This is a genomic window from Paenibacillus sp. JJ-100 (assembly GCF_948329825.1).
In the GTDB taxonomy this organism is placed as follows: Bacteria; Bacillota; Bacilli; order Paenibacillales; family Paenibacillaceae; genus Paenibacillus.
In genome coordinates this window covers 915537-931663 of sequence record NZ_CAOJCM010000001.1, presented here as the reverse complement: position 1 = coordinate 931663, position 16127 = coordinate 915537, and the positions used below count along the sequence as shown (strand labels likewise).

Genomic DNA, 16127 nt, shown 5'->3' with positions numbered 1-16127 from the left:
TATATAGTTATAAAACATATCGGATAAGCTTTATTTTAAATAATCGTACTCTTTGCCAAAATATACGGATTCGATGGAGCACCAATTAACGTCTGTCCACCGGTTAGCTTCACATCTTTATCCAGAATGACATTCTCCAGCACAGTGCCTTCCCCAATGTAACACTTCTGCATAATGATCGAACCCTTAATCTTCGCACCCTTCGCAACATGCACGCCCCGAAACAGGATGCTATCCTGAACTTCGCCGGCTACAATGCAGCCATTGGCTAGCAAAGAGTGTTTGACATCAGCAGACTCCAGGTATTTGGCGGGTGCTTCGTATTTGATCTTGGTCTGCACAGGATCTTCTTTGAACAACTCCTCATACTGTTTTGAATTCAGCAGATTCATGCTGTTTCGGTAGTAGCTGTCAATAGAGTTGATCACGGCATGATACCCTTCATACGCATAAGCCATAATCTTTAATTTGCTCGGATTTTTCATAATCGCGTCACGGAAGAAATGAGTTTCACCATATTCGATACAGCGCTGCACCTGTTTGAGGAACAGTTCTTTTTCCATTATGAAAATCTCCGTATATATATTCGTGTGGTCAGCACATTGGTGAATGTCCACAACATTGCCTTCTTCGTCATGATCGACTTTGATGCAACTATCGTGCTCAGGCAGTAACTGGTCCACTCTTTTGCATACGAGGGTTACGTCCGCCCCTGTACGAATGTGATGGCGATAAACATCTTGAAGATCGGCTTTGGTCACATGGCGACTGCCTGCATGCACGATGTATTGTCCAGCGCCCCTATGGAAGAAATCGAGGTTATTGTGAAAATGTTGTAAGTCCCCCTGTGAAGTATCCGTTGGATCATTCCAATCTGGTGGAAGAATAAACATGCCGCCATGTCTGCGATCCAGATCCCACGGCTTCCCGTCACCCAGATGATCCATTAGCGAACGGTATTTGCGCCGTACAAAGACACCAATGCTTTCAATCCCCGCATTCATCATATTGGAGAGAACAAAATCAATCAGACGATAACGTCCTGCATAAGGCACTGCCGCGCCGCAGCGAAAGTACGTAAGCTCCTTCAATTCCTCAAGTTCATGGTCAAGGTTAATTACTCCAATTAATGATTTCATCGCGCGCACCGTCCTATTCGACCATATTGTGAACCCATACAATGACACCACTGAATTAATTGGTTATCCCCTGTTTCAACTGGCGTTCCAGTTCGTCCTGATCTACGAGCAAAATATCGCTCTCATCCCCCGGTGCAGGTGCGATTCGAACACCATCCGGGATCACCAGACCTTCCGAAATAATGGCATTGCGAATAGATACATGACGACCAATTCTAACCCTCGGCATTACGACAGAATCCATCACCACACTGCTTTCACCCACTTCGGTTCCATAGAACAGAACGGAGTGATTCACCTCTCCATGCACAATACTACCCTCACTAATAATGCAGTTCCGAACCTTTGCCAGAGGAGATATATATTGAGCTGGCTGATTAGGGTTACGTGTGGAAATACGCCATTTGGGGTCATTCAAGTTAAGGGACGTTTCTTCATCCAGCAGATCCATATTGGATTCCCACAGGCTGCGAATGGTTCCAACGTCTTTCCAGTACCCTTGGAACGGGTAGGCAAATAATGATTTTTCATGTTCGAGTAGCAACGGAATGATGTCCTTACCAAAATCGTAGGAGGTGGATGACAGTTGTTCATCCTGGATCAGGAAGCGTTTCAGTACGTCCCATTTGAAGAGATAGATGCCCATGGAAGCAAGTGTACTTTTGGGTTGAGAAGGTTTTTCCTCAAATTCATAGATGCTGTAATCCTCATGTGTGTTCAGGATACCAAAGCGACTTGCTTCATCTAGAGGTACATCAATCACAGATATGGTGCAGTCGGCACTTTTTTCTTTGTGATACTGAAGCATCTGACTATAGTCCATCTTATAAATATGATCACCGGATAGAATCAGCACATGTTCGGGATCGAATTGTTCTATGAAATTCATGTTACGGTAGATCGCATCCGCTGTGCCACGGTACCAGTTACTGCCGCCTTCACGTTCATGTGGAGGAAGCACATAGACCCCACCATTTTTGCGGTCCAGATCCCAATCACTGCCAATACCGATGTACGAATGCAGAACAAGCGGTTCATACTGCGTCAAAACCCCGACTGTGTCGATGCCTGAATTCGAACAATTACTTAGTGGAAAATCAATAATACGATACGTTCCCCCAAAATAAACTGCAGGTTTTGCCAGTGATTTCGTCAACCCTTTCAACCTTTTGCCCTGCCCTCCGGCGAGCAACATCGCGACAACCTCTTTTTTTGCCATCATTACAGCCTCCTCCACGTGCATTCCTTCTGAATTCAATTTCAGAGCCCATAATCGATATGTTGTTGTGAACACAAGGCTGTCTTGATTAGGAGCATGCTGTACAGATGTGTAACGAAACAAGACATCATTCAGATGTAACTAGACGTCTTGGCGTTGCAATAACTGAATGTTGCTGCTGATCAAAACTTGGAACATGCTTATGTCGAAGTGCTTTGGTTCTTTTGATGTGCGGGTAATGTTGACGGTATGTTGATGAGTGCAGATGGTTTAGAGCGTGTTGGTTTGTAGATATGACTTTACTTGGGTTGAAGACGATCGAACAGATGGGCTAAAAAAACATCTAGTACCCATTAAACAGGAATTCGTTCGGGGAATCTTGCGATAACCGCGGCTTTGTAAAAAAATTAGAGCATCCATATTTAGAATAGTGAATGCACCTGCAACTGCCGCTGTTATTTTAATGTATTCGATAAGTGGAATTAAAATCCTTTTGGTAATAATATGGAAAAGAAATTGGAGACCTAATCTTTTCTCCTATGAAACTAACAAAACAGGTCTTAGGAATCAGAAAAAGCCAGTCAATTTGTAAATTTTTAGAGGAATATATAGAAACGTGTCGAATGAGAAGGGAGAGTATGAAAATAAGTTCAATTTTCATTTAGCAATCAATTTAGAAATTACATACTAATAACTATAAATTATTTGGAGATAACTTTATATAAAATGATTGGAGCGAGATATATGACTTTTTACAATAGAATACAGGAAACAAAAGATATAGTTGAAATTATGGAAGATAAGAAAAGTTGGAACAAGATTGTTTTGTTACACAGTCCGAGCGGTGTAGGAAAAACCGGACTCGTTCAAAAATTATTTAGTGAAGAATTTAAAGATCATTTATCCTTGAGAGTAAAAGTAAGTAGAAGTTCACCAGATACAATTGAGAATTTATATTATATTAATAGGCTGTATAAAGAAATATCGGAATTAGCTAAAAATGAAATAATTCCTACACCAGAAGGCCACGCTTTAAAAAATCTTAAAGGTATAGCTTTATTCATTTATAATTTTATAAGGAATAAAGTTGGTATCGAAAATGAGAATAAGCTTTACGAGTTTTCTGAAGATCTAAGTATTACTAGAAAGAAAGATTATTTAATTCACGTGTTTAATACACAAACTTTCTTGATATCAATTGAGAATATACAAAACATAGATACTCAATCAATTGAAATACTTTCGGACATCCTTAAGAAAGTATCGAATTTAAGATTAATCTTTGAATATACTAACGAGATTGAAGATCTTGAAGATGTTTCGACTTCTGTGGTTCGATTTATGGAACAATTAGATTTAGACAAAACTACTTCTTTTGAATGTTATGAAATAAAAAAAATGGATTTCAGCGAAGCAAAAAAATTAATTCCTCCAACAGCCTTAATTTCTGATTTGGAAAAAGTGAGGGAGATATATGATAACGGACATGGCAATTTACAAAGGATGAAGCTATTAACATCAGACATACCAAGTCGAAATAGTCCTATTCAATATTCACTTGAAAAATTAAATAGCAGTGAGAGATACATCGTCAATATTATCTATCTCAATGAAGGTAGTATTGACTCAACTCTTCTCGTACAACTTTTAACAAGTGATCAGTATCCATTTTTACTTTACACTCACCAAAAGGTAACTGAAACTTTGAAAAAATTAGAGGAGAAGTACATAATCTCTTTAATAACAAATAATATTGAAATTTCCCATGATTCAATTATTTTAGAATTGGAAAGACAGAGTCATAATCCTACGTTAGCTGCTGCCTATCGGCTCCTGACAAACTATTACAATAAATTAAGAGATGAGATGCCTGATAAAAATGTAGCAATTGAAAAGTTATTTATGTTGTATCTCAAATTCCATGATGAATCTATTATTGGTATTTTGAACGATATCAAAAAAATGATATTAGAGCAAAAATATCCCCAAAGAATATTATCTAAATTAGTGTACTTACGTGATAAACTATTGGATAAAAAAAATCCAAACATAAAGATTAGTAATGAAATTTCACTAGCTTTGCTTGAAGTTTCATATCAAATGGAATTAGGACAATTTGCTGAAGATTCATTAAAAACCATTTATAATCCTGCTAATCCTCTCCATAGAGTTTACAATGTTGGCTTGAAGCTAATGAATAATTATGATTCTGAGACTAAGCTTGAAGTTCAGAAATTGATTGAAAATGAAGCTTCTGAAAGTCAATGTCGCTTAACAATGGAACTAATGTTACTTTCTTCTATGATGGAGGCAGAAAGTTTACATGATTCTAAGGTTTTCGCTCAAAAAATGCTCTCAGTAGAAAGTTATAGTAGATATATGGAATTTGCATTTCTTTTACGAAATTATGCTGAACTTGTTGATTCTAAAGAAAGCTTAAACTTATATCAAAAATGTATAGAGATTTTCGAATCCTTTAATAGAAAAGATCTTCAAGCGCAGATATATATATCTATAGCAATGTGCCATTCATATCTAGGGGAACTAGATACTGCTAAAAAAGATCTTGAAAAGGCAGTAAAACTGAGCGAAGGACAAATAAAAGAAAATATGCTATTTAATAATTATGCAGTAATAGAGATGCTGTCCGGAACTTTCTCGGAAACAGTTCTAAAGTATTTAAAAGATTCATTACTTCTAACTTCCAATTCTTATGAAAAAATAATAGTTAAATGTAACCTTATGATTTTCTACACAGTTACCGAGGATTACGCAATTGCTCAAGAACTTTGCAGAGAGATTGAAGAATCAGATTTTGAAAACTACAAATATGAAGAGTTCTTACACATTGTATATTCAAACTTATTTTTTTATTATCGGGAGACAAATCACTCCCATCATCTTATATATTTTAAAAAAATAAGTGAATTGCAAAATGTTAAAATTGAGAATTTGAACCCTTATATAACTCCAAATACGGTATATCGTCTTGATTTTTTAGGATATTGGAATATTGAAGTTAGCAGAAATTTGCAGCATTTATGATTAGTGCCTCGAACATTTCCTCAAAAGAGAGGTTATTTTGGGAAAAAACATGATAGAAAGCACAATCTTTGCCCAAAAAACAATCTGGAGATAATTCGATAAGATAGAACTCATCATTCCTAATACGTCCATCAACGCGCATAAATTCTATTTTCTCGAAAGACTGAAATAGTTTAATCATTTTTTTTCTTACATTAATGGGTATCAAATTACTAGTCAGAAAATCAACAGAAGAATCATCAATTTTCTTAGTTTCATAGCCCCAAATTTCTTTATTAAAAAATGTTTTACCATCTATTTCTAGCTGAGCTTCTCCTGAAAGAATGATATTGTTTTTGTTTCCGAAAATTGAGTATTCAACTTCGTATCCCTCAACATACTCTTCAACCAAAATAGGAATATTATGGAATACAAAAAGTTTATTTATTAAATCTTCTGCCTCTTTATATGAATAGACCACATTATTATTTGAAATACCAGTCGATCCACCACCATAATTTGGTTTTATTACAAGGGGAGTACTTAAAGTGGGAAGGTAATCAAGAATTTTATCATTAGGATTTCGAACTAAAAAGCCTTTGGGCACAGATATCTCAAACTCTTGTGCATACAATTTTGATAGATGTTTATCATTGCACAATGAATGTGTGAAAACATCTCCTCCTACGTATTTTAAGTTGTTAGCTTCACAGATAGCCGGTAAGAGGCATTTAGAATTGGGAGAATTCTCTCCAAATCTCATAGGAAATATAATATCATCCCTATGTAGTTTAATATTAGTTGTGAATTCTTCTAGATCAGTGTAATGAATAACTTTTTTGCAAATTTTATTCAAAGATTCGATTATACTTTCAGTTGAAGAAGCATTATTTCCTTCAAGATCTTTCCTAGACAAGTTGGCAGAATTATATTCTTTTTTTTCATCTGTAATAAGAACTATATTGTAATCAATCACTACAAAACCTCCAAATAATTTATAGTTATTTGGAGGTTTTCCCCTACACTTTTAAATTGTTTCGTGGATTAAATCTCGATAGAACATCTTTCTTCCTTTCTACAGATACTTCAGTATATATTTGTGTCGTACTTACATTGGTATGTCCAAGAATCTCCTGTACAGAACGGAGGTCTGCACCGTTATTCAAAAGATGTGTAGCAAAACTATGGCGAAGATAATGTGGCGTTGAATTTTTAGTCACTTTAGACATGTCTCTGAATTTTGAATATATGTCCTCAATGGAATATATGGAGAGTCTTCGACCATACTTATTTAAAAAAAGAGCATCACTCTGAGGATTAAAGTGTTCACGAGCTTCAAGCCAACTCTTAATCTTTTGAATAACCTCTTCACTCGAAATATACAACAGTCTCTCCTTGCGTCCTTTTCCAAAGATAAGCACCGTTCTCTCTTCAAGATCGATATGCTCAAGGTCTATACTAACCAATTCACCAATCCGGATTCCGATTACATATAACAATTCAATAATAGCGGCATTTCGCAGGTTTATTCTCTTTCGAAAAATCGTGTTTAATTGTTTCATATGCTCCTGCGGAGCATTCAACAACTTCTCGATCTCATTGACGGAAAGTGTTTTTGGAATACGCTTTGCCGTTTTGAACTTCTTCCCATAACCATCGATAGGTGATTCCTGAATATCTCCGTTCTGCACAAGATAGTTAAAGAATGCTTTAAAGCATATGTATTTCCTCTTAATTGTAGAGTCTTTAAGTGTCTGTTCACTCGTTAGTTGTTCAAGGTATTTACGCAAATTACCTTTAGTTACTTCGTTTATTTCTTGAGAATCAAGCCATGTTACAAGTCTATTTAAATCAGACAAATAAGCTTTGATGGATTTATGGGACAAGTTACGTTCTACACTCAAATAAATTTGATACTGCCTCAAAAAATGGTTTAGATCGATTGTGCTGAGTTTCATGATGCCTCCTGATGTGCATGTCATATGCTGCCAATAGTCCGACCTACATTATTACGCATTAGGTCTTATTTGTGAAGATGTCTTCAGGCACACTTGATTAAAAACAACGTTGCTTGACACATGCGTACTCGCTCATCAACTCTACGATCCAGCAATTGTTCAAGCCAAAAAAGCCGCTGATTATCTCAACGACTTCAAACGACTTCATTTGTAAAATGATTTATTTCTTTATAGTCTATATCGGAGTAAATATCTTCACTTATCTTTTAAAATTGATCCAGTCTTAAATAATTTTCCGAAAAAGGTCCATGACCTCTTCCTTGGATGGCTGATACGGATTGCCTGGTGCACACGCATCTTTCATCGCATTGCTTGCAAGCAGTTCCACATCCGGGTCCTCTACGCCCAGTTGGGACAGCTTTTCAGGTATACCTATTTCTTTGGCGAGATTACGAATCGAAGTGATCACATATTCCGCACATTCCTCGTCCGTGTGCTTCTTCACATCCATACCGATGGCCTTGGCGATATGACGGAATTTGTCCGGCACATGCTTCGCATTCATCTCTTCGACATAAGGCAGCAGCATCGCATTGCACACGCCATGTGGCAAGTCATACACCCCGCCAAGTTGATGTGCCATCGCATGAACATATCCAAGACCTGCATTATTAAACGCAATGCCACCCAGGAAACATGCATAGGTCATATATTCCCTGGCTTCCAGATCTGTTCCATCCTTCACCGCTCGCGGCAAATATTCAAAGATCAATTTGACGGCCGCTGCCGCCGTCGCACTGGTCACCGTAAAACCACCAGGTGTAACCATCGCTTCAACTGCATGAGTTAAGGCATCCATACCTGTAGCTGCAGTCAGGCTCGCAGGTTTACTCAGCATGAGCTCGGGGTCATTTACCGACAGATCTACCATACAGTTTCGATCGACCATTACCATTTTCACTTTTCGCTCCTCATCTGTTATGACATAGTTCATGGTCACCTCGCTTGATGTGCCAGCTGTTGTATTCACAGCGACAAGCGGGACCGATTTGGTCTTCGATTGATGCAATCCTTCATATTCACGGATGTGTCCACCATTCGCAGCAACGATCCCAATCGCTTTTGCGGCATCCTGCGGTGAACCTCCCCCTATCGATATAATGGCGTCACAGCCATGGTTCTGGAATTCTTGTAACCCTTCATGTACTTGCTGACATGTTGGATTGGGCTGTACCTCATCATATACGACATAGTCTACCCCTGCTTTTCGCAGCGTAGACAGTACACGTTCAGCGACACCAGACGTAACCAGTGCCTGATCCGTAACGACCAGCGCTTTACGTATACCCATTTGTTTAATCATTGGAGCTGCATCCTGCAAACACCCTATACCCATTAAATTCACGGGTGGGACAACATATGCATGCGTTGCCATCTGAACCAGCCTCCTGTAACCATCATTTACTACTTTTATTGTAACTGAATCCGTTTCCAGCTATAGTGAAATAAATCACAATTACTCATTAATTGTTACACAGACCTATAGTACCTTGTAGACGATTCTCATTTTTCATTGTCAAAGCTTAGCTTACTAAGGTTACGTGTTCTAATCGTTCTCCACTCCAAAAAAGACGACCTAGATACCCGAAAGGGTCTAAGTCGTCTTTGTTTATGACAATACTTATTACAATGCCTTATCGTCTACACCATCAAGCCATGCTTCAATCTCACCAATGACAGAGGATACACAGCCGTCTTCGAATGGTGACTTCAATCCTGCAAGTTCGACCAATCCCGTGAAGGACAAGCTGCCGCCAGCTCTGCAAAGTGTCAAATAATCAGCCCATGCCGACTTCATATCTTCATTACTGCGTTTCCAGAACTGGAAGGCACAGATTTGAGCCAGCGTATAGTCGATATAATAGAAAGGTGAAGAGAAGATATGACCTTGTTTATGCCAGAATCCACCTTGCTCCAAGTACGTGTTATCTTTGTAGTTGATATGCGGCAGATAGATTTTCTCAATGTTGCGCCAAGCCTGTTTGCGTTCTGTCGGTGTCGCCTCCGGGTTCGCATAAACAAAGTGCTGGAACTCATCTACAGCCACCCCATATGGAATAAACAACAACGCTGAGGACAGATGATCGAACTTGTACTTATCCGTATCTTCTTTGAAGAACAGCTCCATCCACGGCCAAGTGAAGAATTCCATACTCATCGAATGAATCTCTGCGGATTCAAAAGTCGGCCAGTTATATTCCGGCACCGCAAAGTTACGACTCTCATAAACCTGGAACGCATGTCCTGCTTCATGAGTCAACACATCGATGTCACCTGACGTACCGTTGAAGTTGGAGAAAATAAACGGCACTTTGTAATCGTTCAGGAACGTACAATATCCGCCGCCCTGTTTACCTTTTTTGCTAACCAGATCCATTAATTCATTCTCCGTCATCATCTGGAAGAACTCGTCTGTTTCGGGAGAAAGCTCCGCATACATCCGTTTACCATTCTCTACGATCCAGTCTGGATCACCTTTTGGTGTTGGGTTGCCTGTCTTGAAGCTAAAGCCCTGATCATAAAAATAGAGCGTATCGACATCAATCCGGCTACGCTGACGCTCTCTGAGCTTGGTCGCAACAGGTACGATGTAATCGCGTACTTGCGCACGAAAATTCGCTACCATCTCCGCATTATAATCTGTACGATTCATACGGTCATAACCAAGTTCCACATAGCTAGGATAACCCAGCTTCTTCGCAATCTGTGCACGTACCTTCACCAGTTCATCGTAAATACGGTCGAATTCCGCTTCATTCTCTGCCATGAACGTATAGCGAGCTTCAGAAGCACGTTCACGCATAGAACGATCAGTAGACAGTTCGAACGGATGAAGCTGTGGCAATGTGCGCTCTTCCCCTTCGAACGGAATTTTAGCAGAAGCAATCAGCTGATTGTATTCCGTGGAGAGTTTATTCTCCTTCTGGAGATCTTCGATGATCTCCGGACTGAATGTTTTCAAAGCCTGCTCCGCAAGCAGGAATAATTGAGTCCCCCACTTCTGCTCCAATTCAGCACGGAACTTCGAATTCACGAGCGCACGGTAATAATCGGTAATATACTCCTGAACCACGGGCTGACTCTCATCCAGAAACTCGTTTTCTGCCTTGTAAAACTCATCATTGGTATCAATAGAGTGACGAATATAGACCAGCTGTGCCTGTGTTTCGAAATCACTACGCAGGGCATTGATCTTGTCCATAAAATCACTTTGCTCTTCTACAGTAGCCGCTGCCTCAAACCCCTTCAGCAGTTTACCGAAAGAGGTTTTAATGTGTTCCAGATCGGGACGTGTATACGAATATTCACTAAATTTCATTTATGTACACCCTTTCCTGTTTGGCAAATTTCGGGAAAACCCGAGAAGCTATCCCCTATTATACAAAAGTGAAGCCTAAAAATCCCAACTTTACGAAAAATATTTGTCCATTGGTTAAATGGTTTTACAGGAGCTCGAAAGAGTTTATATGAACACTGTGGGCTCTAAAAAACACACAACTCAAATAAGCCTACCTCTTATTCGCGAGGTAAGCTTATTATTTTACAAGTGCTACGAATGCAAACGGTCCTAAGATTAATGTTTGTCCTCGTCAACGATCTTATAGAACCAGCCCATTCCAATCATACCCACAAGCAAAATTGAAGCTAGAATAATAATATAAGTCATGTATGTACCCCCCTTGTCCCTATATTCATCTCTATCTTAGTGTACACGCGGAATGGCTGTTTGAATTGACCGAACATTGACAAAAATACGAAATCTTTAATTTTAATCAACTCGAAACCCTATTTTTCTTCTGAACATTGAACATTCTTGTTATATCACTGTGTACCTCACTCTATACAACAGGTTAGCATCTGCTGGCATTCCGTTGTATACTATATTTCTGGATTGGATGGATATGGACATAACTTTAATAGACTTACGCGACGCAGAAAGGCAGGAGCATCATGTTAACTCATATTTTCAAACGTCAATTATGGCTTTCTATCATGCTTGGTATCATGCTTGTTCTGTTAACCGCCTGTGCGGATGGAGAAGCCCATGTAACCGTAAATATGAACGGAACTACCGATCTGGATCTGAACCTGAGTGTGTCAGATGCAGCTCTTGGCAAAATTGGACAAGATAATCTAATGCCCATGCTAGCTCAAGCATTGGAGCGCAATAGCTTTAAGACCGAAGTAACCAAGCAGGATGAACAGAACCTGTTGAAAGCAAGCGCCCATTATGAAAAAAGAAACACAACAGCATTCAAATCCTCCAAGCTTCCACCGGGTATTCGGATCGAACAATCTAAAACCCCCGGTTTTTTCACAACGAAAATGCATATATTAGTTGAAGCTGATCTTATGGAATCCATGCCGGATGGGGATATCAAAGAACGGATCAACCAAGTTCCAGGTTTTCTCAAGCGACTTCTGTTAAAAGATATGAATTTTGATTTCAAACTGTCTCTCCCGATCAAAGCTAAAGATTCCAACGCAGATCAAGTACAGGATGGTGGCAAAACGCTCGTCTGGGACATTGCCCCTTTAGAAAAAAATACGTTGGATTTGACCATACAGATTCCTAATATCCGGAACATTCTAATTGTTGCCATATCTGGCCTTGTATTGGTTCTGACACTTCTCATTTGGTTCTTCATTCGGCGCAGACGAGTAAGACAGCAGCACAAACTCGATCACTAGTCGTGAAATTTCATAACCTCTGTTCTTCCGACGGAGTGGTAACTTACGTGTAACGTTCTCAGGATGCATGGACGGGAGGTCCTGATTCTTACCAAAAACCTGTACTCCATTGGAGCACAGGTTTTTTTATTCCTATTATGAAATTATCGAGTCTGATCAAGAACAGCACATCACAGCTAACGTAGACTCCCATCTTATCCTCAATTCATCTGCCGGGAACGAATGAAAGGCACCCACGTATTGAGGACCCGGACAATCTCTGCGGAGTGAAAAGGTTTGCTGATAAAATCTTGCATTCCACATTGCAGACAAGCTTCTCGATCACGCTCCCCCGCGAAAGCTGTAATCGCAGCTATCACAGGGATATCTGGATGGGTTTTTCTAATTTCACAAGTCACTTCAATTCCATCCAATACGGGCATCTGAATATCCATGAAGATTAAATCATACGGTGTTTTCTCGAGTAAATCTAAAGCCTGCGCACCGTTTTCAACAATATCACATACACCACCGAATCTACGCAACATCTCCTCCAAGAGATGACTATTCACAGGTTGGTCTTCGGCAATTAATATGCGAATATCACGTGCAAGATCGGAGCGATCTAACATTTCCAGAGGCTCCAGGGTTGCTGCAACCTCCTGATCTGCGTCAGTCGTCTCTTCTTTCCACTTCTCCTGAACGATCGTGAATTGGAATTCGGCACCTTTGCCAATCTCACTTTGGACGCCGATGGCTCCGCCCATCAGTTCCACCAATTTTTTGCTGATCGCAAGGCCGAGACCGGTTCCACCAAACTTACGGTTAATGGATGGGTCTAGCTGGGAGAAGGATTGGAACAATTGATGCTGCTTATCCAGTGCGATGCCTATCCCTGTATCTTTTACTTTGAAAGACAGCATAAGATGGTCCGGTCCATATTCTTCGGAGTGCACCACCTCTGCACTAATCTTAACGCTTCCTTTTTCGGTAAATTTAACTGCATTGCCCACTAAATTAATAAGAATCTGACGAATCCTGGTCTCATCTCCACATACACGTTCAGGGATTTGATCAGAGACTTCACTGTATAGTTCAATATTTTTCTCGGAGGCTTTAATCGAAAATAGCTCTATGACACTGTTTAGTACGTCTCGAATATCTACTGGGCCTTGCTCCAGATCCATTTTACCGGCTTCAATTTTGCTGAAATCCAGTATTTCATTCAAAATATATAGTAGTGACTCGCCGCTGTCGATCATGATCTCCGCAAATCCACGTTGCTCTTCATCCAGATCGGTTTCCATCAGAAGATGTGCCATCCCCATAATCCCGTTTAACGGTGTACGCAACTCATGGCTCATAATGGCAAGAAACTCTGATTTGGCTCGGTCGGCATGCTCTGCAGCTTCCTTGGCACGTATGATTTCTTTTACCGATGTCATATCACGGAATACGAGCACAGCACCACGTGTCGTGCCCTGATCCATAATCGGCTTCAATTGGAATTCCGCTAGAAAACTGGACCCATCTTGACGCCAAAATACCGATTCTGTTCGAGACAGTGCTTTTCCTTCGCGTACGGCCTGCAATATAGACATACTTTTGGCCGGATATGGAAGAACTTCGCACTCCATCTGAATGATCATCTTCTCTAATGGCTTACCATTCATCTCGCTTGGACAGATATTCATCATCTCCGCTGCAGCAGGATTGGCAAAATTAACATTCCCCGCCAAATCTAGCCCGATCACACCTTCCGACATCCCATTCAAGATAAGAGCTCTTTCATAACTTAGATTCTCGATCTCTTCCACGTAACGTTTGGATGCTGTAACATCGCTCGTAATACCATAGACACCTACTACCTTGTCTTCCAGTAAAATAGGAACATTGACTACACTTGTCTCAATCCGCTGGCCGTTCTTGTGGATCAGACCAATCTCATAACTCTGTGCTATGCCTTTCACGGATTCTTCAAAGTGATACTGCGTTTTCTTCAGATCTACCGGATCAATAAGATGATCAAAAGGTCGACTTAACAATTCCTCGCTTGTATGTCCTGTCAATTGTCCTTGTACAGCGTTTGCTTTCAGCAAATTCCCATCCAGATCCATGGAGGCTACTCCTAGCGGATTACAGTCAAACAGCGACTTGTACTCCTGCAAATTTAGCTGCTGCTGTTTGCTCTCCGTAATATCACGCGTGACCGCGACCATCTCCAGCAGCTTGCCCGATTCATCACGCACGTAATGAGTAAGTGTGTCAGCCCACACCACAGACCCATCCTTGTGCTGCAATCGATAAATCAGCCGTTCTGATGCATGTCCCTTGGTCTGGCTACAGATGTAATCCCGAACGGCAGGAATATCCTCAGGGTGAATACAAAACATTCCTGACCGTCCTAGCATTTCTTCAGGTTCGTAACCAAGCATGCTTCTACAAGCATCTGATACGTATTTAAATGAACGCTCCGCATCTGCTTCATGAATTGCAATCAGATCCATCGAGGATTCCGCCAGAAGACGCGGAATACGACTACTCTCCTCCAGCTGCTTACGCTGTTCAAGCAATCGTTCCTCTGCTTCTTTTTGTTTCGAAATATCTGCAGCTTGCACAAGCAAGTATAACGGCTCTCCGTTCACCTCATTCCGGACAATGCAAGATCTGATCGCCGCCCAGATTAACGTACCGTCTTTTCGGTTCAAACGGATCTCCGTCTCATACATAGGCAGTGAACCATTAGTCATTTCCCAGAAGTTATGGCGAAACTCTTCGTACCTGAGGTCTTCTTCATAGATCATATGTACAACTGAAGTGTTCAGTAGTTCTTCTTCCGTTGAACCGAGCATCTCACAAAAAGCTGGATTCAACTGCAACCACAGTCCGTTAACGTGAGAAGCTACTGCAATGCCGATTGGCGCATAAGTATATAATTGTTCGAACAGAGATCGGCTCTGTGTGATGGAGTTTGACACTACATATCCTCCCTTATGAGAATGTGAACGTTACTATAACTAGAGTCGAAATTTACTATAGCTTAAATCCAAATGTTATTCGTATGAATAGTGCGGCCTGAACATACCTTTACTTATAGACTAGTACCCGAAATACTGTTGTTGTTAAACAAAACAAATCGAAAAATCAGCGACATTAATCGACATGTTAACATTTTCGACGTTTTTATATCGAAAATCCATTGAAGATTGGAGGTTATCATCTTATGATCATTGTTGCTAATCAACCCATTCGACTGTCGCCATCTGAGTGGTCCCCATTTGCGTGGTACTGGTTACAGCAGCTGCAGATGCGCAATACACCTTATGTGTATCAATCGCTCGAGCATCTGCATTTTGAATGGAACTTAAGAGAATCTCTTGTGAGCGCAGCCGAAGGATTGAATCGAAGTGGAGTCAACTTTGCCTCATTCGAAGCTTCCAGGTGTAATCCTGCCTTTTGGAACCGTAATACAGAAGGAGGATTTGAGCTAAGGCCAGATGTAACCCCGGCAGAAGGCATCAGAGATATATGGCAGAACGGACGATTGTATGCGTTTGAGTGTGCCACTGCTACTGTCATTGTACTGTACGGAGGAGTACTTGGCAGCATCCGCGAGGAGGCTTTTAATTCACTATTTCGTAATCTGCTTTTGTTTGACTGGCATTACGACAGTGATCTGCGTTTAACAGAGAAGAATGGTAAAGAGACAGCTCTACCAGGAGACGTACTGTATTTCAAAAATCCGGATGTTTCACCGGAAACTCCTGAATGGCAAGGTGAAAATGTCTTCATGCTACAGGAGGACAGATACTATGGGCACGGCATTGGCATTGCAAGTAGCCAGGAGATTATTCACACCCTGAATCAATTCCGATTTCCGGGTAGCCGCACTTCCGCTTATTTAATGGATATGGTTATATATCCAGACTTTCTCTACTTATCCCGTTATGCCAAGAACAATTTCGACAGCAATCCAGATATATCTACACCTGTTTTACCTGGACAATTGTACGTTCGAATTGGCGGTAGCCGTTATCTACGTACGTGAAGGCTGGA

At 40.5% G+C, this 16127-nt stretch carries 10 protein-coding genes; 3 read left to right on the top strand and 7 right to left on the bottom strand.

The genetic code is table 11. From position 1 onward, the window contains the following. Window positions 1–35: 35 nt before the first annotated feature. Window positions 36–1139, bottom strand: coding sequence for a glucose-1-phosphate adenylyltransferase subunit GlgD (glgD, locus tag PQG66_RS04570; RefSeq protein WP_272035586.1), 1104 nt, complete (start codon window positions 1137–1139; stop codon window positions 36–38). Between the two features lie 55 nt (window positions 1140–1194). After that, entirely contained in the window at window positions 1195–2358 is a 1164-nt protein-coding gene (locus PQG66_RS04565) for a glucose-1-phosphate adenylyltransferase (RefSeq protein WP_272036469.1), read from the bottom strand. 744 nt (window positions 2359–3102) lie between these two features. On the opposite strand from PQG66_RS04565, the gene PQG66_RS04560 reads away from it, so the two are divergent. Further along, window positions 3103–5403 carry a tetratricopeptide repeat protein gene (locus PQG66_RS04560; protein WP_272035584.1) on the top strand — a complete coding sequence of 767 codons (2301 nt, stop codon included), beginning with the start codon at window positions 3103–3105 and terminating at the stop codon, window positions 5401–5403. Here the strand turns inward: PQG66_RS04560 and PQG66_RS04555 are convergent. The 4 genes from PQG66_RS04555 to PQG66_RS04540 form a co-directional block, all read right to left on the bottom strand. Further along, window positions 5378–6358, bottom strand: coding sequence for an ATP-binding protein (locus PQG66_RS04555; RefSeq protein ID WP_272035582.1), 981 nt, complete (start codon window positions 6356–6358; stop codon window positions 5378–5380). The two genes, PQG66_RS04560 and PQG66_RS04555, sit on opposite strands and share 26 nt — an antisense overlap. Window positions 6359–6401: 43 nt before the next feature. Next, complete coding sequence (locus PQG66_RS04550) at window positions 6402–7340, bottom strand: tyrosine-type recombinase/integrase (protein ID WP_272035580.1); 939 nt, start codon at window positions 7338–7340, stop codon at window positions 6402–6404. A gap of 283 nt (window positions 7341–7623) precedes the next feature. Further along, entirely contained in the window at window positions 7624–8775 is a 1152-nt protein-coding gene (locus PQG66_RS04545; protein ID WP_272035573.1) for an iron-containing alcohol dehydrogenase, read from the bottom strand. A 249-nt stretch (window positions 8776–9024) separates the two neighbouring features. Beyond that, a complete protein-coding gene (locus PQG66_RS04540) occupies window positions 9025–10719 on the bottom strand; it encodes a M3 family oligoendopeptidase (protein ID WP_272035571.1) in 1695 nt (564 codons plus the stop codon). Between the two features lie 632 nt (window positions 10720–11351). Here PQG66_RS04540 and PQG66_RS04535 point away from each other — a divergent pair. Continuing rightward, window positions 11352–12092, top strand: coding sequence for a hypothetical protein (locus PQG66_RS04535; protein ID WP_272035570.1), 741 nt, complete (start codon window positions 11352–11354; stop codon window positions 12090–12092). 200 nt (window positions 12093–12292) lie between these two features. On the opposite strand, the gene PQG66_RS04530 is transcribed toward PQG66_RS04535, so the two are convergent. Continuing rightward, complete coding sequence (locus PQG66_RS04530; RefSeq protein WP_272035568.1) at window positions 12293–15049, bottom strand: PAS domain-containing hybrid sensor histidine kinase/response regulator; 2757 nt, start codon at window positions 15047–15049, stop codon at window positions 12293–12295. Between the two features lie 245 nt (window positions 15050–15294). Here PQG66_RS04530 and PQG66_RS04525 point away from each other — a divergent pair, with 245 nt between their 5' ends. After that, window positions 15295–16119 carry a protein-glutamine gamma-glutamyltransferase gene (locus PQG66_RS04525; RefSeq protein ID WP_272035566.1) on the top strand — a complete coding sequence of 275 codons (825 nt, stop codon included), beginning with the start codon at window positions 15295–15297 and terminating at the stop codon, window positions 16117–16119. The last annotated feature ends 8 nt before the right edge of the window (window positions 16120–16127 follow it).